The sequence below is a fragment of the Rhizobacter sp. P3_C12 genome, assembly GCF_056402735.1.
On the sequence record NZ_JBFUGW010000128.1, the window covers coordinates 1 to 18182 of the forward strand.

The 18182-nt window shown below is 68.1% G+C and carries 16 protein-coding genes and 1 pseudogene; 9 read left to right on the forward strand and 8 right to left on the reverse strand.

Features of this window, described 5'->3' with window-relative positions:
• Together AC1DXV_RS19370 and AC1DXV_RS19375 are read left to right on the forward strand one after the other, a co-directional pair.
• A pseudogene (locus AC1DXV_RS19370) lies at nt 1-242 on the forward strand (hypothetical protein); the annotation flags it as partial.
• Between the two features lie 28 nt (nt 243-270).
• Nucleotides 271-2493, forward strand: a complete 2223-nt coding sequence (locus tag AC1DXV_RS19375) for a LamG-like jellyroll fold domain-containing protein (RefSeq protein WP_477935036.1) — start codon at nt 271-273, stop codon at nt 2491-2493.
• 49 nt (nt 2494-2542) lie between these two features.
• On the opposite strand, the gene AC1DXV_RS19380 is transcribed toward AC1DXV_RS19375, so the two are convergent.
• The 7 genes from AC1DXV_RS19380 to AC1DXV_RS19410 all read right to left on the reverse strand — a co-directional run bounded on the left by AC1DXV_RS19380 (nt 2543) and on the right by AC1DXV_RS19410 (nt 10339).
• Entirely contained in the window at nt 2543-3511 is a 969-nt protein-coding gene (locus tag AC1DXV_RS19380) for an ABC transporter substrate-binding protein (RefSeq protein WP_477866877.1), read from the reverse strand.
• A 74-nt stretch (nt 3512-3585) separates the two neighbouring features.
• Nucleotides 3586-4590, reverse strand: a complete 1005-nt coding sequence (locus AC1DXV_RS19385; protein ID WP_477866875.1) for an NAD-dependent epimerase/dehydratase family protein — start codon at nt 4588-4590, stop codon at nt 3586-3588.
• Nucleotides 4587-5729, reverse strand: a complete 1143-nt coding sequence (locus AC1DXV_RS19390) for a mannitol dehydrogenase family protein (protein ID WP_477866873.1) — start codon at nt 5727-5729, stop codon at nt 4587-4589. The genes AC1DXV_RS19385 and AC1DXV_RS19390 overlap by 4 nt, the downstream gene beginning before the upstream one ends.
• 11 nt (nt 5730-5740) lie before the next feature.
• Entirely contained in the window at nt 5741-6751 is a 1011-nt protein-coding gene (locus AC1DXV_RS19395) for a zinc-binding alcohol dehydrogenase family protein (protein WP_477866871.1), read from the reverse strand.
• 19 nt (nt 6752-6770) lie between these two features.
• Nucleotides 6771-7715 (reverse strand): ABC transporter substrate-binding protein, encoded by a 945-nt coding sequence (locus AC1DXV_RS19400; RefSeq protein WP_477866869.1) that lies wholly within the window; start codon nt 7713-7715, stop codon nt 6771-6773.
• A gap of 64 nt (nt 7716-7779) precedes the next feature.
• Nucleotides 7780-8763, reverse strand: a complete 984-nt coding sequence (locus tag AC1DXV_RS19405) for an ABC transporter permease (RefSeq protein WP_477866867.1) — start codon at nt 8761-8763, stop codon at nt 7780-7782.
• Nucleotides 8764-8779: 16 nt separating this feature from the next.
• Nucleotides 8780-10339 (reverse strand): sugar ABC transporter ATP-binding protein, encoded by a 1560-nt coding sequence (locus AC1DXV_RS19410; RefSeq protein ID WP_477935038.1) that lies wholly within the window; start codon nt 10337-10339, stop codon nt 8780-8782.
• Nucleotides 10340-10511: 172 nt separating this feature from the next.
• Here AC1DXV_RS19410 and AC1DXV_RS19415 point away from each other — a divergent pair, with 172 nt between their 5' ends.
• The 3 genes from AC1DXV_RS19415 to AC1DXV_RS19425 all read left to right on the forward strand — a co-directional run bounded on the left by AC1DXV_RS19415 (nt 10512) and on the right by AC1DXV_RS19425 (nt 14009).
• On the forward strand, nt 10512-11216 hold the full coding sequence (locus AC1DXV_RS19415) for a FadR/GntR family transcriptional regulator (protein WP_477872594.1): 705 nt from the start codon (nt 10512-10514) through the stop codon (nt 11214-11216).
• Nucleotides 11217-11568: 352 nt separating this feature from the next.
• Nucleotides 11569-11829, forward strand: a complete 261-nt coding sequence (locus AC1DXV_RS19420) for a hypothetical protein (RefSeq protein WP_477935040.1) — start codon at nt 11569-11571, stop codon at nt 11827-11829.
• Nucleotides 11826-14009 carry a beta propeller repeat protein gene (locus tag AC1DXV_RS19425; RefSeq protein ID WP_477935042.1) on the forward strand — a complete coding sequence of 728 codons (2184 nt, stop codon included), beginning with the start codon at nt 11826-11828 and terminating at the stop codon, nt 14007-14009. Before AC1DXV_RS19420 ends, AC1DXV_RS19425 begins: the two co-directional genes overlap by 4 nt.
• 18 nt (nt 14010-14027) lie before the next feature.
• Here AC1DXV_RS19425 and AC1DXV_RS19430 read toward each other — a convergent pair whose 3' ends face one another.
• Nucleotides 14028-15794, reverse strand: coding sequence for a methyl-accepting chemotaxis protein (locus AC1DXV_RS19430; protein WP_477867634.1), 1767 nt, complete (start codon nt 15792-15794; stop codon nt 14028-14030).
• 50 nt (nt 15795-15844) lie between these two features.
• On the opposite strand from AC1DXV_RS19430, the gene AC1DXV_RS19435 reads away from it, so the two are divergent.
• The 4 genes from AC1DXV_RS19435 to AC1DXV_RS19450 all read left to right on the forward strand — a co-directional run.
• Nucleotides 15845-16054 (forward strand): hypothetical protein, encoded by a 210-nt coding sequence (locus AC1DXV_RS19435; RefSeq protein WP_477867636.1) that lies wholly within the window; start codon nt 15845-15847, stop codon nt 16052-16054.
• A gap of 107 nt (nt 16055-16161) precedes the next feature.
• Entirely contained in the window at nt 16162-17082 is a 921-nt protein-coding gene (locus AC1DXV_RS19440) for a DUF535 family protein (RefSeq protein WP_477935044.1), read from the forward strand.
• Nucleotides 17083-17155: 73 nt separating this feature from the next.
• A complete protein-coding gene (locus AC1DXV_RS19445; protein ID WP_477935046.1) occupies nt 17156-17821 on the forward strand; it encodes a response regulator in 666 nt (221 codons plus the stop codon).
• The coding region (locus AC1DXV_RS19450) for a hypothetical protein (protein WP_477935048.1) at nt 17818-18182 on the forward strand (365 nt) is incomplete at its 3' end. The genes AC1DXV_RS19445 and AC1DXV_RS19450, both read left to right, overlap by 4 nt.

Sequence of the window (18182 nt, forward strand, 5' to 3'; positions counted from 1 at the left end):
TCCTGTACTGGCAGACCCCCATGGGCGTGCCCTCGACGACGCCCGGCGGAACGCCGAAGCACTATCGGGACAACCACGTCCAGTACATGCTGACGCATACGACGCAGTACGCGGGCAACGGCACATTCGCGATCGTCTTCAGTCCCGGGGACGACACGTCGGCGGACATCACGAACGACGGCGGCCAGTTCGCGCGCCTGTCCAAGGCCTACCTGGCCAACCCCGCTCCGTTTCCCCGCTGAGCTCGACGGGGAGAACCAGGACGTGAACGTGTCGAAGACATTCCCGGAACGCACCGACCTCGGTCAGTTGCCCGATCCCGCACGGCGTGCGCTCTCTCTGGGGCTGGGCCTGCTCCCGATGTTCCCGCTGCTGTCCGGCTGCGGCGCGGGCGCCGAGGACACCGGCCCGTCCGCGCAGGCCCGTGGCCAGGGCGTCCCCGGCTCGGTGAGCGGCGTCTTCCGTCACCCGGGACTGCTGGTCACCGACGACGACTTCGCTCGCATCCGCGAGCACATCAAGGCCGGCCAGCAGCCGTGGACCGGCTGGTGGAACAAGCTGTGCGCCGACCGCGCCGCCAGCCTGGAGGGCAAGCCCAATCCGCTCGCCGGCGTCTATCGCGCCGACAGCAGCAAGTTCGCGATGTACCGCGACATCCAGCGCGCCTGGTGCCTCGCGCTGCGCTGGCGGCTGTCGGACGACACGCGCTATGCCGACAAGGCGGTGGAAACACTGGATGCGTGGGCGAACACGCTGAAGGTGATCGGGACCGTGCCCGAGGGCTCGACCGCCCATGACGACCACACCTTCATCCTGTTGGCCGGCATGCAGGGCCACCAATGGGCCCAGGCCGGCGAGATCATGCGCGGCTACCCCGGCTGGCCGCCCGAGCGCCTGGCGCGCTTCCAGGAGATGCTCACGAGCGTCTTCGTCGGCATATCGTCGCGGTTCCTCAGCGGGGCGCACCCGGGTTCCCACGCCAACTGGGACATGGCCTCGTTGTGCGGCACGCTGGCCATCGGGGTGTTCTGCGACAGGCCCGACCTGTACCGGCAGGCCTGCGATTACTACGCGGCGAACAACCGCGGCAAGCTGACGATGTTCGGCAATGGCTCCATCGTGCACGCCGTCTACTTCATGCACCCGGGTCACTTCGGGCAGTGGCAAGAGAGCGGCCGCGACCAGGGCCACTCGACGCTGGGCATGTCGCTGGGTGGCGACCTGCTGGAGATGGCCTGGAGCCAGGGCGACGACCTCTACGGGCTGTACGACAACCGCTTCCTCGCGGGAGCCGAATACGTGGCCCGCTCCAATCTGCTGGACGAGAGCGGCAACACGTACCCGATGCCGTACGCACGCGAGCAGAACCCGCCGGAACCCCACACGTCGCTGTGGACGCAAGTGAACCAGTCGTTCCAGCACAAACGGAACGCCTGGGAGCCCATCTACAACCACTACGTGAATCGAATGGGCCTGGCAGCGCCCAACGTCGCGCGCATGGTGCCGCTGTGCGAGCCGAACTACGGGTCCAGCGGTGGCGACGACGTGGTGTTCCCGACCCTCATCCACCGCCGCCCGGCCTATGCCGGGCCGATGAAGCCGCCGTCCGGCCTGACCGCCCCGGTGCGCGATGGTCGCGCCGTGCTGTCGTGGTGGGGCAGTGTCGGCGCGACCTCGTATGTGGTCAGGCGAAGCGCCCAAGCCGATGGCCCCTTCACGGATCTGGCCACGGTCGCGGCCACCGAACTGCTCACCCACACCGACGCCGCGCCCAGGAGCATCTGGTTCTACCAGGTCACCGCCCTGGGCAGCGACGGCGCCAGCGCCAGCTCGGGTTCGGTCCGGGCCGCGGTGTCCGGCGAGACGCGCTTGTCGATGCCCCTGAACGGCATGAATGGCACGGGCACCGCCGGTACGCTGCTGACCCCGGCCGGCATCGGAACCCAGGTCGAGGGCACGTTGCTGGACGGGGCGACCTGGGGCGAGGGACGCCGCAATGACAAGGCGGTGGCGTTCGACGGCAAGGCGGCCGGCTTGCAACTGCCGCCGGGGATCTTCAGCGGCCTGGACGATTTCACGATATCGCTGTGGGCCTATGCGAATTCGCTGCGCTGGGACAGCTGCCTGTTCTTCGCCGGGCACGACGGTTTCTCGTACATGCGGCTCGCGCCCAAGGCCGGCCAGGGGCTGCGTTTCGGGATCTGCGGCGCGGGGCACAACGACGAGCAGGCCGTCGAAGCGCCGGGCTTCCTGCCCATCCGGCGCTGGGTCCACGTGGCGGTCACGCTGCAGGGCAGCACCGGGCGGCTCTACGTCGACGGCACCGAGGTGGCGAGCTCGGATGCCATCCTGTTGTCGCCGCGCCAGGTCGGCGATCAGGTGGCCTTCCTGGGACGCAACTGGGGGCATCCGTCGTTCGACGGCCGGATCCAGGACTTCCGCGTGCAGGCGGGCGCGCTGAGCGCCGCCGAGATCGCGGCGCTGATGCAGTGACAGTGCGCCGGGGTGCCGATGGCTGCACCGCCGGCTTGCGCTGACGCGCTCAGTACTTGCGGTTCGGGAACTCCTTGGCCGCGACCTCCTGCGGGAACACACCCTCGTTGGTCTTGATCCAGCGCGGCAGTGTTTCACCTGCCGCCGCCTTTTTTGCGGCCTCCATCAGCTGCGGCCCGAGCAGCGGGCTGCATTCGACCGACACGTTCATCTTGCCGGCCATCATGGCTTCGAAGGCGCCCTTCACCGCGTCGACCCCGATGACCAGGATGTCCTTGCCCGGCTTCAGCCCCGTCTCCTCGATGGCCTGGATGGCGCCGATCGCCATGTCGTCGTTGTGTGCGTAGAGGACGTTGATCTTCTTGCCTTCCGCCTTCAGGAAGGCCTCCATCACCTCCTTGCCCTTCGAGCGCGTGAAGTCCCCGGTCTGCGATCGGATGACCTTGTAGCGCGGGTTCGTCTTGATCACCTCCTCGAAGCCCTTCTTGCGGTCGTTCGCGGGGTCGGAGCCGACGGTGCCCTGCAGCTCGACGATGTTGACGTCGCCCTGCGTGTCCTTGGTGTGGTCCAGCAGCCAGCGGGCGGCGCGCCGCCCTTCCTCGACGAAGTCCGAGCCGACGAACGAGGCCCAGGTCGTCGGGTCCTTGACCTCGACGTTGCGGCTCTCGAGGATGACCGGAATCTTCGCCGCCTTCGCTTCCTTCAGCACCGTGTCCCAGCCGGTCGTGACGAGCGGCGCGAGGATGATCACGTCGACTTTCTGGGCGATGAAGGCCCGGATCGCCTTGATCTGGTTCTCCTGCTTCTGCTGGCCGTCGGAGAACTTCAGTTCGACGTCGGCCGCCTTCGCCGCGGACTTCACCGATTCGGTGTTCGCCGTGCGCCATTCGCTCTCCGCGCCGGTCTGCGCGAAACCGATCACCAGCCGCTTGCCCGCGGCAGCACCCAGGCCGGGAACCAGCGACAAGCCCGCCGCGGCGAGCAGGGTGGCGACCAGGGTTCTCTTGTTCATCTGCATGATGTCTCCTTCCGATGGAACAGGACAGGCCGGCATGGCGGGATGCCACCCGGGTTCGAGCGATGACGCGGCCCTCAGCCCGGGTACCAGACCTGGCGCGGGTCGTCGGGGCCGCGGCGATACGACCACGCTGCCTCGACCAGCCTGGCCATGTCGTACTTCGGTCGCCAGCCGAGAAGAAACCGGGCCTTGGTGTTGTCGAGCCAGGTCGAGTGGTACGGCGTCTTGACGGGCACGAGCGGCACGCCCCGCGTGCGCGCAAGGTAGTCGCCCAGCGCGCCGTAGTCGACCGGCTCGTCCATCGCGATGTTCATCAGTTGCTGGCGCGCCCGGGGGTGATCGACCGCGGTGCAGATGGCGTCGACGAGGTCGTCCACATGCACGAAATTGCGCTGCACCGGCACGCCCGCCGCGTCGAGCATCACCGGCACCGCCCCGCTGGCGACGTGGGCGGCGGCCGCTTCGGCGCCGACCAGGTCGCACCAGCGCGGCCCACCGAACACATCGGCGCCGAACGACAGCTGGAACCTGAAGTCGTCCTTCTCCATGATCCAGGGCGCGCGCAGGCAGCAGCCGTTGAGGCCGTACTGGACGAAGTACTGCTGCAGCATCACTTCTTCGAGCACCTTCGACAAGGCATAGCAGCCGGGGTAGGCGCTGTGGGGCTGCGTCTCGACGACGGGCACCGGGTGCGGATAGACGAAGTGGCCCACGCCGGCATCGCCGCCGACCAGCAGGAATTGTTCGAAGCTGGCGCTGCTGCGGCAGGCCTCGAGCATCCAGAACATGCCCTTCACGGCAACGTCCATCACGTCGTCGGGCGTTTCCTTGCTGGTGGCCAGGTGAAGCACATGGGTCACGCCGTCCAGCGCGCGGTCGACGTCGACGCGGTTCTGGATCGAGCCTTGCACGCATTCGAGGCGATCGTGCGCCTCGAGTGGCCGTCGATGCGTGAAGGCGCGAAACACGAAGCGCTCGAACGCCGGATCGTGCAGCGCGCGCGCGAGAAAGGCCTGCCCTACCTTGCCGGCCGCGCCGGTCACGAGCATCCGGCCCCTGCCCTCACCAGGTTGCTTCATGAATGCAGCTCCTCATCGGTGGCCATGGCGGCCCTCAGCCGCGCTTGCGTCGGCGGCAGTCCCAGCTTGTCCGCCTGGGACAGCAGCAGGCCGATGCGCGCCTGCTTCTTCGACGCGTGGTTCTGCGCGATGTCGGCCAGGCGATGGGCCAGGAAAGGATTGAGCAGGCGATCGCGAAGAACGACGAGGTAGTCGCGCGCCTCGCGGCCTTCGCCGAGGGCGTCGAACACCGGCATCACCTCGTCGCGCCAGACCGCTTCCAGCTCGGCGCGCAACGGCGCATCGCCCAGCGCCTGCAGGACGGTTTCATCGTGCGGCCGACCGCCGGCCAGCCAGCGTTCGGCGAGAAACGTGTGGCCGAGGTTCAGGAGCATCAGCTTCAATCGCTCGAAGCGCCCCAGTTCGTCGGTCAGGACGATGGCCGGATGCGTGCACGGCAGCACCATTCCACGCTGCCGCTCGATCGCCCACAGGGCATACGGCTCGGCGACCGCGCCGAGCGGAATCAGTGGCTCCGACACGATGCGATCGACCAGCGAGTTGACCCACACGCATTCGTCGTGCAGGTAGTCGATGAAGGACGCCGGCGCCTGCCACGATTTCGCGAGTTCGCAGACGACCGCGCGCAGCGCATCGCCGTTCCTCGGCACGAGCTCGCAGGGGAACAGCGACGGGCCACCGCCCGGCTGATGCCGCCAGCGGCGATACAGCAGCACGGCCAGCTTCGCAGGGAAGCTGCGCGGCGCGGCCGTGCCGGTGTCGGACAACAGCGACGGCCCATCGGCGGAGTCGAGCGCGTAGCCGCGTTCGCCGGTGTTCGACACGATGACGCGGACGTCCGTCGCGACGGCCTCCACGATCTGCGGCCAATGGGTGTCCGCATGCCAGGCCTGCCGCACCGAGTCGACGTGCACGGTCTCGCACAGGCGGCGCCCGTCGAGCAGGCCGCGAACCTCGACGGGGTAGCCCGCGCCGCCGGCCAGCGCCGCCGTTCGTGCCGTGCTCTGCGCGCTGCCCGTGGTCTGCACGGCGGCGATGCCGCCGAGGGCCTCGCCCCGCGCGAGCGCCTGCGACACGAACAGGTCCACGTGCGCCTGCAGGAAGCGGCCGGTGCCGAACTGGAGAATGGGCAGCGCCATGGTGCGATCCCTCAACACTCGACGATGGCCTTGACCACGCCTCGCGACGGGTCGAGCAGCTGCACGAAGTCGGCGGGCAGGTTCGCGAGGGCGAGCCGATGCGTGTTCAGCGCCTCGTGCGGGATCTTGCCGGCACGCATGGCGGCGAGCACGGTCTCGAAATCCTCCATCGTGGCGTTGCGGCTGCCCAGCAGCGTCGCCTCGCGCTTGTGGAACTCGGGATCGGCGAAGGCGATGTTGTCGCGCACGACCGAGACCAGCACGTACTTGCCGCCGTGGGCGATGAAGCGAAAGCCGCGCTCCATCGCGCGGGCATTGCCGGTGGCATCGAACACGACGTCGAAGAAGTCGCCGCCGGTCAGCCGCGACAGCTCCGCTTCGTCGCTCGGGCCGATCACCACGCCGGCATGCGCTCCCAGGTGCTGGCAGCAGAAGTCGACGCGATCGCGGCGCGTGTCGAGTGCGGCGACGGTGGCGCCGCGCAGGACGGCGAAGGTCACTGCCGCCATGCCGATGGGCCCGGTGCCGACCACCAGCACGCGCTGGCCGGGCTGCACATCGCCGCGCCGCACGGCGTGTGCGCCGATGGCCAGGAATTCGAGCATCGCCGCCTGGTCGAGCGTGACGCCTTCCGCCTTGTGGACGAAGGCTTGCGGAACGCTGATGTACTCGGTGAAGGCGCCGTCGCGGTGCACGCCCAGCACCTGGATGGCCACGCAGCAGTTGGTCTTGCCCTGGCGGCACGCGATGCAGCTGCCGCACGACAGGTAGGGCATCACGAACACCGGGTCGTCGACCGCCAGCGCGCTGCCGGCGGGCGCTTCGGCGACGGTGCCGGAGAACTCGTGGCCCATCACGCGCGGGTATTCGAGATAGGGTTGGTGGCCGGTGAAGATGTGCAGGTCGGTCCCGCACACCCCCACCCGCCGCACCCGCAGCAGCACCTCGCCTTCGCCGCGCAGGGGCATCTCCCTGTCCACGACACGCAAGGTGCCCGGGGTGTCGCAGATCACGGTCAGCATGACGCTCCCTTCGAGTCGCTCAGTACAGGACGTTCTTCGCTTCGGTGGACTCGATGTTCTTCTTGGTCACCATCACCACGCCGGTGTCGCGGAACTTCGGCACGGTCTTGCCCTGGCTCGCTTCGACCGCGGTCTTCACGCCCAGGTGGCCCATCTGGTAGGCGCTCTGCACGGCGATGGCTTCGAGCGTGCCGTCCTTGATGAAGCCCTGCAGGTCGCCGTTGCCGTCGAAGCCGATGGCCACCACCTTGCCCGCCTTGCCCGACTGCACGAGCGCGCGGCCCATGCCGATCGCGGTCGGCTCGTTGGCGCCGAAGATGCCCTTCAGGTCGGCGTTCGCCGCGAGCACGTCGGTGGTCTGGTTCAACGCCGTTCCCATCTGCGAGTTCGAATAGAACGGGCCCACCACCTGCAGCTTCGAGTGGGTCTCGAGGTACTTGCGGAAACCTCCGACGCGGCCGATCTCGGAGCCCGAGCCTGCCGTGTACGACATGATCGCGATCTTGCCCGTCGTGCCGACCTTGTCGATCAGGGCCTGCGCGCACAGCTCGCCCGCCTTCTTGTTGTCGGTGGCGAGGAAGGACTGGTAGTAGTCCTTGCCCGCGTCGCTGGCCGCGGAGTCGATCAGGATCACCGGGATCTTGGCCTCCCAGGCCTTCTTCATCGCGGGAATCAGCGCATCGGGATCGGACGGCGCGAGCACGATGGCCGCCACCTTGCGGTTCACGGCGTTCTCGACCAGCGCGACCTGGCCGGCGAGATCGGTGTCCGACGCAGCGCCCTGGAAGCTGGCGGTGTAGCCCTTGAGTTCGCCGGCGGCGGCGGTCGATCCCTTCTTCACGTTCTGCCAGAAATCGGAGTTCGCGGTCTTCACGATGACGGCGATCTCCTTGTCTGCGGCCGATGCCGCCGAGGCGGCGAACAGGAACGTGGATGCGAACAGGGTGGTCAGGATTTTCTTCATGTCAGTCCTCTTGATGAACAAGCTTGTCTCTCTCCGATTCCCGGGCGGTCCTGCCGGTGAGGTGTCATCTGCGATGACGCATCTGGTCGATCCACACGGTGAGCAGGATGACCAGACCGATGATGATTTGCTGCGTGAAGGCAGACACGCCGCCCATGTTCAGGCCGTTGCGCAGGATGCCGATCACGAAGGCGCCGATGACCGTGCCCGATATCGTCCCGACGCCGCCCGACAGCGAGGTGCCGCCGATCACCGCGGCGGCGATCGCGTCGAGCTCGTACATCAGGCCTTCGCTCGGCTGGGCCGTGACCAGGCGCGACATCAGCACGCAGCCCGTCAGCCCCGCGAGCGTTCCCGACAGCACGTAGGCGAAGACGGTGACGCCGCGCACGTCCACGCCCGACAGGCGCGCCGCCTCGGTGTTCGAACCGATGGCATAGATGAAGCGGCCGAGCGTGGTGCGGTTGAGCAGCACCGCCACCGCGACGGCCAGCGCGATCATCAGCAGCACCGGGTAGGGAATGCCCGGGAACACGACGTCCGGGAAACCGTCGGCGCCGATCTTGACGACGCGGCCCAGCGAGCCGTTGCCGAGTGCGGCGAACCCCTCGCCGAGTCCGCCGATGGCCTTGGCATCGGTGATCTGCAGCGCGACGCCGCGCGCGACCATCATCATGCCCAGCGTCGCGATGAACGGCGGCAGCTTGAGCCAGGTCACGCACAGGCCGTTGACGAGTCCGCACAAGGCCCCCACCACCAGCCCGCACAGCATGCCCAGCGGCACCGGCAGGCCCGCCTTCACCGCCAGCGCGGCGACGACGCCCGCCAGCGCGAGGATGGCGCCCACCGACAGGTCGATCCCGCCGGTGATGATCACGCAGGTCGCGCCGATGCCGAGGTAGGCGATCGAGGTCACCTGCAGCGCGACCGTCATGCCGTTGCCGACGGAGAAGAACGAGTCGCTCACGAACGAGAACACCGCCGTGAGCGCGATCAGGCTCGCGAGCGCCGCGAATTTCTGGAACAGGTCTTTCTGCTTGTCGGTCATGGGGTGCCTGGCCGGGTCATGCGGCCGCGCGTGCCGGGCGGCCCGAGGCGAAATGCATGATTTCTTCCTGTGAGGTCCGGCGCGTGTCGAGCGTGCCGGTGATGTGCCCGGCATGGAACACCGCCACGCGATCGGTCATGCCGAGGATCTCGGGCAGCTCCGAACTGATGAGCACCACGCCGATGCCCTGCGCGGCGAGTTCGTCGAGCAGCTGGTAGATGGCGTACTTCGCGCCCACGTCGATGCCGCGCGTGGGCTCGTCGAAGAACAGCACGCGCGAGTCGCGGAACAGCCATTTGGCGATCACGACCTTCTGCTGGTTGCCGCCCGACAGCAGCCGCACCAGCTGGCGCGCGGACGGCGTGCGGATGGCCAGCGTGTCGACGAAGCGCCGGGCGGACGCCTCTTCTTCCTTGAAGCGGATGAAGCCCGCACGGCCCGACACCGCCGCCATGTTGGCCATGCTGACGTTGTGCACCAGCGGCATGTCGATCGCGAGGCCGTCGTGCTTGCGGTCTTCCGACAGGTAGGCAATGCCGTGGCGGATCGCGTCGCGCGGCGACCGGATGCGCAGCACCTGGTCGCCCAGCTGCACGACGCCGGCGTCCGACGGGTCGGCGCCGAAGACCGCTCGCGCGGCCTCGGTGCGGCCGGCGCCCAGCAGCCCTGCAAAGCCGAGGATTTCTCCGCGCCGCAGTTCGAAGCCGATGCCTTCGAACACCTGCTTGCGCGCCAGGCCGCGCACCGACATCAGGACCTCGGTGGTCGGCACCCGCGTGGCGGGCGGGAACTTGTCTTCCAGCGGGCGGCCGACCATCCGCTCGACGATGCTGTCGACCGTCGTCGCGGCGAAGTCGTCGGTGCTCACGTGGCGGCCATCGCGCAGCACCGTCACGCGGTCGACGATGTGCGCCATTTCGTCGAGCCGATGCGAGATGTAGACCACGCCGACACCGGCGCGCTTGAGCTCGTGGATGACCTTGAAGAGTTGTTCGGTTTCCGTCTCGGTGAGCGACGAGGTGGGCTCGTCCATGATGAGGACTTCCGCATTCAGCGACAGCGCCTTGGCGATCTCGACCATCTGTCGCTGCGCCACCGACAGCGTGCGCACCTGCTGAGTCGGGGCGATGTCCACGCCCAGCCGCTGCAGGCAGGCGGTCGCGCCGGCCTGCAGTTTCGCCCGGTCGATCCACCAGCCCCGGCGCGGCTCGCGGGCCAGGAAGATGTTCTCGGCCACCGACAGGTGGGGCACGAGGTTGAGCTCCTGGTGAATCATCGCGATGCCGGCCGCCTCGGCCTCGCGCGTCGACGCAAAGCGGGTCCGCGTGCCCTTGAACGCGATGTGGCCCTCGTCGGGCTGCAGCTGTCCGCTGACGATCTTCATCAGCGTCGACTTGCCCGCACCGTTCTCGCCGCACACGGCATGCACTTCGCCGCGGCGCAACTCGAAGCTCACGCCGTGCAGCGCGGTCACGGCGAGGAATCGCTTGCCGATGCCATGCAGGCTCAGCAAGGGTTCGGGCGCTGCGCGGCGTGGCGAGTCCACCGTGCGGGCTGACGCTGCGTGAAGCTGCAAGTCGTGTCTCCTTTTGGTCAAACCACCTGACCAACGATTTATGATTTGGCCTGACCAAAACGCTGCGGGGAACCTGGGACATTCCCTGTACACGCCCGTGCGTTTCTGCGTCCGGGGCGACATCAGGCAAACGATGTCGCTATCATGGTCAGGCCAATTTCCCGGACCTGCCATGACCCTCCAGTTGAAGCAGGTGGAGCCTCGCCGGCTCTACCAGCAGATCGCCGATCAGATCCGCGAGCTCATCCAGCAAGGCGGTTTCGACACCGGCACGCGGCTGCCGCCGGAGCGCGACCTGGCGCAGCAACTGGGTGTGTCGCGGCCCTCGCTGCGCGAAGCCTTGATCGCGCTCGACGTCGAAGGCAGCGTGGAGATCCGCAGCGGATCCGGCGTGTACGTGTGCCCGCGGGCGGAACGTGCGCCCGAGACGACGGCCGCGCTCGGCGAAAGCCCGAGCGAGCTCATGCAGGCGCGTGCGGCGTTCGAAGGTTCGGTGATCATGCTCGCTTGCGCACACGGAACCGAGCCGGCGCTGCTGCGCCTGCGCGAGATCGTCAAGGGCATGCGCAGCGAGGTCGCCAAGCGCCGCACACCGATCGACCACGACCGGCAGTTCCACCTGACCATCGCCGAGATGAGCGGCAACTCGGTGATGGTGCGGATCGTGGCGGAGCTGTTCGACGAACGTCACAGCCCGATCTCGGCCAAGATCAGTTCACGCTACGAGAACGCCCGCACGTGGAACCTCGCGCTGAAGGAGCATGAGGCCATTCTTCGCGCCATCGAAGCGCGCGACCCCCTGGCCGCCCAGTCCGCGATGCACACGCACCTCAAGCTGTCAGAGGAACGCTGGGTCGGTGCTGACGGAGGAGCCTGAGGGCGTCGAATTTCGTCGCTCTGGCGCAATTTGCGGCACTTGCGGTCTCGATTCGGCGTCTTCCGATCCACGTTGATTTGCATTCTGTTGCATGGCGTCTCGCTGCGCCAACGCCCCCCGTGGCATCCGTCGACTCCGCAAGTTTCGTCAGTTTTCCTGCCATCGCGACCCAGACACTAGCGCCGAAATCGAGGGTGCCGCATGTCGACTGACATGCGCGTGCCGCACTGACTTTGACGCAACAGGATCTTCACGATGAGCATGCCGAGCCAACGCCCCAACCGCCCCAACCGCGCCACTGCGACAAGCGCACTGCTGTGCGCCATGGTGCTGTCTGCCTGCGGCGGAGGCCATGACTCGGACACCGCTGCGGCACCGGTTGGGTCGGCACCCTCACCCGCACCTGCGCCTGCGCCCGCGCCCGCGCCTGCGCCTGCGCCTGCGCCTGCGCCTGCGCCTGCGCCTGCGCCTGCGCCTGCGCCTGCGCCTGCACCTGCGCCTGCACCTGCACCTGCGCCTGCACCTGCGCCTGCGCCTGCGCCTGCACCTGCACCTGCGCCTGCACCTGCGCCTGCGCCTGCGCCTGCCCAGGCCACCACCTGGAAGAGCGTGAAGTTCGGCGGTGGCGGCTACGTCACCGGCCTCGTCTTCCATCCGACCGCCGCCAACCTGCGCTACGCGCGCACCGACGTCGGCGGCGCCTACCGCTGGAGCGAGGCGACGACGTCCTGGGTGCCCATCACCGACGGCCTGGGCTTCGGCGGCGGCGAGGACCGGTTCCACGGCATCGAAAGCATCGCCGTCGATCCGAACAACGACAAGCTCGTCTACCTGGCCGCCGGCATGTACACCTTCGGGGGCGACGGCCGCCTGTACATCTCCAGCGACCGTGGTGACCACTGGACTCACGTCGGCCTGCCCTTTCCCCTGGCGGGCAACAGCCCCGGCCGGGCCATCGGCGAACGCCTGACGGTCGACCCCAACAAGCCCTCGACGCTGTTCTACGGCACGCGCACGGCCGGCCTGTGGAAGAGCACGGACTCGGGCCTCACCTGGRCCCAGGTCACGTCGCTGTCGAGTGCCAGGTTGACCCAGGACCAGGTCAATACCTTGAGCGTCGGCARCGCGATGGGCGTCGAGCTGGTGGTGCTCGACACCGGCACCAAGGGCAGCGGCTCGGCCACGCAGACGATCTACGCGGCCATCGCCCCGGACTACGTCAGCACGGCGGGCCTGGGCTCGAACCTGTACAAGTCCAGCAACGGCGGCGCTTCGTGGACCGCGGTGTCGACCCCGATCTCCGGCTACCACATTCCGCACATGGTGCGCGCTGCGGACGGCATGTTCTATGTCGTGTTCACCAAGGATCCGGGGCCGGGCGCCTCCGGCCCCGCCCAGCTCTACAAATTCGACGGCACCAACTGGACCTTGCTGAAGGACCCCAACAGCGGCGGGACAGGGACCGGCATGGGCCTCGGCGGGGTGTCCGTCTCCGGCACCGGCGCGAGCACCCGCATTGCGCTGGGCGTGACCAACACCTGGGGCAACTACAGCGGCCAGCAGGCCATTCAGTGGTCAGGCGACGGCGGCAAGACCTGGCGCGAGATCGCGGCCACCATGCCGCGTACGCCGGCCGACGGCGCCTTCTGGGGCTGGCCCGACGACGTCGAGATCGATCCGCTCAACCCCGACCGCGTTCTGCACGTCCATGGCGGCGGCGTCTGGGAAACCCGCAACGCTTCCTCGTCAACGCCGAGCTGGAACGAGGTCGTCGAGGGGCTGGAGGAGACTGCCGTCCTGAGCCTCGCCACGCCGCCGGCCCAGGCAACGTACACCGTGATCAACAGTTCGGGTGACGTCGGCCCCTGGGTGCACACGAATCTCGCGACGAAGCCGACCCTGACGCCGGGCACCAGTTGGAGCAACGGCTTCGCCGCCGACATGGCGTGGTCCGACCCGCTCTACATCGCCAGCATGGGCGTCGTCCTCAGCACCAGTACCGCCTTCGGCGTCTGGTCCGGCGACGGCGGCAAGACCTGGACGCCTTTCGCCACCCTCGCTCCCGGTGCCGCGGCCAACACGAACGGCGAAGCAAGCATCGCGGTCACCGCGCGCAACAAGGCGGTCTGGGCGCCCGCTTACTCGGTGCCGTCCTACACCACGGACAACGGCGCGACCTGGGTCCCGACCAATCTGCCGCCGGTCTCCAACATCTACCCCCGCGCCTACCATCTGGCCACAGATCGCAAGAACCCGAACAAGGTCTATGCCTACGATTCAGGCGCCAATTGGTGGGGCACGCCGGGCAAGGTCTATGTCTCGACGGATGCCGGCCACACGTTCACGCTGAGCCAGGGATCGGTGACCGCGGGGCTGGCCCCCAACTACTTCGCGAACACCTCGCTGGTGGTCAACCCCAACGCCGAGGGTGACCTCTGGCTGGCCGACGGCAACGCCGTGTACCACTCGGTGGATTCAGGATCGACCTGGACGAAGCTGAGCAAGTTTGCGTCGATCCAGGGCAGCAACCAGTGGCCCGACGTGCAGGGCGCCACGCTGGTGGCGCTGGGCAAGGCCAAGCCCGGTGCCGCGTACTCGGCGGCGGTCTATGTGGTGGGCGTGGTCAACGGCGTGTGGGGCGTCTACCGCTCCGACGACGGCGGCGCCAGCTGGTCGCGCTTCAACGATGACGCGCACCAGTTCGGCGGCATCGGGACGATGGCTGCCGATCAGAACGTCTATGGCCGGATCTACGTCAGCGGCACCGGCCGGGGCCTGCTGTACAGCAACTGAACCCGTCCGCTCCCCCGATCAGAAGCTGGCCCAGTCGTCGGTGCCGGTGCGTGCCACCGCCACCGGGGCGGCCGGCGTGGCGAGGTGTCCCGCCGCGGGACCCTTCGGCTTCACCTTCGACTTCGCCTTGCTGAAGTCGGGTCGGGCCACGTTCTTCGCATGCTCCGGCTCGTGGCGCTCGGCGTGGTTGCGCGTGTCGTCGGCCGGGCGGGGGCTTGCCTGATGTCCCGCGCCGTCGGCCGGCAGCTTGAAGACGGCCACGGCCTGCACCAGTTGCTGCGCCTGCACCTTCAGGCTCTCGGAGGCAGCCGCGCTTTCCTCGACCAGCGCCGCGTTCTGCTGCGTGACCTGATCCATCTGGCTGACCGCCTCGCCGACCTGCGAAACGCCCACGCTCTGCTCGCTGCTGGCAGCGCTGATCTCGCTGACGATGTCGGTCACGCGCTTGATGGAGCTGACCACCTCGGTCATCGTGACGCCGGCCTGGCCGACGAGCGTCGTGCCTTGCTCGACACGCTCGACGCTGGCGTTGATCAGGCTCTTGATCTCCTTGGCCGCCTCGGCCGAACGGCCGGCCAGGCTGCGCACTTCGGCGGCCACCACGGCGAAGCCGCGGCCCTGCTCGCCTGCACGCGCCGCCTCGACCGCCGCGTTCAACGCGAGGATGTTGGTCTGGAAGGCGATGCCGTCGATGACGCTGATGATGTCGGTGATCTTCTTCGAGCTGTCGTTGATGGCCTTCATGGTTTGCACCACCTGGCCCACGACTTCGCCGCCTTCGATGGCCACCGTGCTCGCGTTGACCGCGAGTTGGTTCGCCTGCTTGGCGTTGTCGGCGTTCTGCTTGACGGTGGAGCTGAGCTCTTCCATCGAAGCGGCCGCCTGTTCGAGCGCTGAGGCCTGCTCTTCGGTGCGCTGGCTCAGGTCCAGGTTGCCCTGGGCGATCTGGGCCGATGCCGTCGCGACGCTCTCGGAGTTGCTGCGCACGTTCGAGACCACTTGCGCCAGGTTGGTCTGCATCGCCTTCAGTGCGGCCATGACGCTGGTCGTGTCGCCGCTGCGCACGTCGATGTTCGTGCTGAGGTCGCCACCGGCAACGCTCTGGGCCAGATGGGCCGCCGCGGCCGGTTCGGCGCCCAGCTGTCGCACCAGGCCGCGCGTCAGCCAGAAGCCGATGCCGATGCCCAACAGCAGGGCACCGGTGACCAGGGCCAGCATGAGATTGCGGGCATTCTGGAAACTCGCCGCATTGGCTTCGGAAGCATGCTTGGCATTGGCCTCCTTGACGTCGGCCAGCGCCGTCATGTCGTCATCGAGCTTGGTGACGATCCGCGCGAAGTCTCCGAACATGTACTTCGTGAGCTCGGCGCGGTCGTCCAGCCTGGCCGACGCCGTGTCCGCCTGAAGCTTCCTGACGCCCTGGGTGTATTCCTGCCAACCGCTTTCCAGCTGGGCAAACGCGGCCTTTCCYTTTTCTGACCAGAACAGCGGCTTGGCCTTGTCGAGGTTCTCGCGCAGCAGCGCCAGTTCCTTCTCGCTCTTGGCAAGCGCGCTGGTGCGCTGCTCCGGCGTCGTGGACAGCAAGGCGTTGCGCAGCGAACGGCCGACGTACAGCAGGTTGATGTTCGCCTCCTTGGCCAGCGACAGGCCGATCATGTCCATCTTGTAGATCTTGTCGCCCGCGTCGTTGATCCGGCCCATGTTGCTGATGCCGATGGCGCTGACGACTGCGCCGACGAGGCAGACGCCGATGAAGGCGCTGATCAATTTGGTGCTGAGTTTCATGCTCTGGAAGTTCACGGGCGGACCTTTGCAATAGAACCTGGATCCGGTCGGTGCAAGCCGTACCCGGCGCGGGCCGCCCCGAGGACATCCTGGGGCTTGAAGACCGTATCGACCTGCGATGGCAGGGCTTGAGCGGCTGCCGGGCCTCGGGCAGCGCTCTGGCGCGAAAGTGCACGAGAAAACCGCCGCAGGGGACACGGCAAGGCCAAGGAAAACTCAAGGAAACCGCAAGAAAACAAAGCTTCCGCAATATTTCCTGATGGTAAAGTTTTGTACAAATTCGGTCGCCGAATGGCGATTCGCGGGGGCGGGAGGAGAGCAGAGGATGTTTGCAACAGCGGCGCAAGCCCGAGGGGATTGGCACGTCTTGTTCCGCAGCACGGACGACGGCGCAGGCGGGAGATGGGCCACATTCAGGCGGGCCGTCAAGTTCTTCTGGCGCTTTGCGCTGCGCAGGGCTGGCGTCCAGACCTGCCTGGTCTCCTTGCATCGGCTCAAGCAGGAGCACGGTGCGCACTACCCGATCGAAGTGAGCCTGCGGCCATTGCGGCCGTACCTCTGCGATGGCCTGAGCGTGGCCGACCGGGCAGCCTGTGTCGTGTCCCATTTCAGCTGGTTGCACGCAACGCTCCGGCCGGAAACCTGCCGGGCGTTGTGGCAACGACAAGGCCTGCTGTTTCCGCTGGCAGCCGAGACCTGCACCGACGTCTCGCTCGTGCTGCGGCAGTCGGCGTCGCAAAGCCGCGAAGGCGAGCTCAGCTTCGACCTGATGTTCCAGGGCCAGCGCCTGGTGTCGACCCACTTCAGCATCGTCGGCACCGGCGCGGCCGGCATCGCCGGTGAGGAACGCAGCGTCGTCCTCGTCGCCGGTTTCCAGGGGGTGCGCGGAACCGACGCATTGATGCGCGAGCTGGGCATGCAGTTGCACCGCCTGCGGCCTTCGTCGCTGCTGCTCTGTGCACTGCAAGGGGTCTGTGCGGGCTGGGACCTGCCGGCGCCGATCACCGTCGCCCAGCAATCGCACGTGTCGGCTGGCTATGCCCGGCGGCGGCGCATCCAGCTCGACTACGACAGGGTCTGGACCGAGGCCGGCGCGGACCGGCTCGGTCCGCGCCATTGGCAACTGCCGGGAACGCTGGGGATCCGGTCGGACTGCGAGGTGGCATCCAAGCACCGCGCCCAGCACCGCCGCCGCAATGCCACCAAGCTCGCCTTCTTCGAGACCTGCCGGGAGGCCGCCTCGGCCATGAAGCGCAGCCCTGTTGCGTCGTCCGGCGCCACGGGTTGATGCGACGGGCCGATGCGACGCCGCTGCACCTCTTAAGCATCGGCCAAGCTGGCGGGCCCTACCATCGCGCACGATGCACCTGCTGCTGATCGAAGACGATGTGGACCTGGGCGCGTCGCTCCAGCAAGCCCTGCGCGGCGCCGGATTCACCAGCGAATGGCTGCGCACGGCCTGCGACGCCCACCGCTTCGCCGTGGCCGGCGGCCACCACTGCATCCTGCTCGACCTGGGCCTGCCCGACGGCCACGGGCTCGACCTGTTGCGCACCTGGCGCCGCGACGGCCTGGCCGTGCCGCTGATCGTCATCACCGCCAGCGACGCACTGGGCGATCGCCTGGCCGGCCTGGATGAAGGCGCCGACGATTTCATCGTCAAACCCTTCGCCGTGGTCGAGCTCGTCGCGCGCGTGCACGCGGTGACGCGGCGTGCCGCCCAGCAGGCGGCTTCGGTGTGGACCATCGGCACGCTGGCCATCGACATGCGCCAGCGTGTCTGCACGGTGGACGGCGAGCCGGCCGGCCTCTCGCTGCGCGAGTTCGACGTGCTGGCCGCGTTGGCGCGCGCCGGTGGCAGCGTGGTGCCCAAGCACCGCCTGGCGCAGGCCCTGGCGCCGCTGGGCGAGCCGCTCGATTTCAACGCCATCGAGGTCCACGTGCACAACCTGCGGCGCAAGGTCGGCGCAGAACGCGTGAAGACCGTGCGCGGCATCGGCTACCTGCTGGCCGGAGACCGCGCTTGAGCGCAGCCACGGCGCGCCCGCCGCGGCTGCAACGGCGCGTGCTGCTGGCGATGATGGGCGTGATCGTGCTGATGTTCCTCGTCTTCTTCGGCATCATCCTGTGGCAGACGCTCAAGCGCGATTCGGGCGAGCTGGACCGCGCCCTGCTGCGCCGAGCGCAGAGCCTGGCACGGGCGCTCGACCTCACGCCCGCCGACGCCAGCGTCAGCGCCGGCGTCGCCGTGCTGCTGAACCTGCGGGACGACGCCGCGGCCAACGATCCGCACGGCGAGCCGCGGCCCCTGCTGCTGGTGTCACGCCGCGACGGCGGGCTGCGCCTGCCGGCGGCGCAGCCCGGCGACGCCGACCCGCTGCGCCTGCC

Excerpts from the sequence above, each read along its gene's own strand:
- AC1DXV_RS19380 (WP_477866877.1), bottom strand. The coding sequence starts at position 3,511 with ATGCAGATGAACAAGAGAACCCTGGTCGCCACCCTGCTCGCCGCGGCG.
- AC1DXV_RS19385 (WP_477866875.1), bottom strand. The coding sequence starts at position 4,590 with ATGAAGCAACCTGGTGAGGGCAGGGGCCGGATGCTCGTGACCGGCGCG.
- AC1DXV_RS19390 (WP_477866873.1), bottom strand. The coding sequence starts at position 5,729 with ATGGCGCTGCCCATTCTCCAGTTCGGCACCGGCCGCTTCCTGCAGGCG.
- AC1DXV_RS19395 (WP_477866871.1), bottom strand. The coding sequence starts at position 6,751 with ATGCTGACCGTGATCTGCGACACCCCGGGCACCTTGCGTGTCGTGGAC.
- AC1DXV_RS19400 (WP_477866869.1), bottom strand. The coding sequence starts at position 7,715 with ATGAAGAAAATCCTGACCACCCTGTTCGCATCCACGTTCCTGTTCGCC.
- AC1DXV_RS19405 (WP_477866867.1), bottom strand. The coding sequence starts at position 8,763 with ATGACCGACAAGCAGAAAGACCTGTTCCAGAAATTCGCGGCGCTCGCG.
- AC1DXV_RS19415 (WP_477872594.1), top strand. The coding sequence starts at position 10,512 with ATGACCCTCCAGTTGAAGCAGGTGGAGCCTCGCCGGCTCTACCAGCAG.
- AC1DXV_RS19420 (WP_477935040.1), top strand. The coding sequence starts at position 11,569 with ATGACTCGGACACCGCTGCGGCACCGGTTGGGTCGGCACCCTCACCCG.
- AC1DXV_RS19445 (WP_477935046.1), top strand. The coding sequence starts at position 17,156 with ATGCACCTGCTGCTGATCGAAGACGATGTGGACCTGGGCGCGTCGCTC.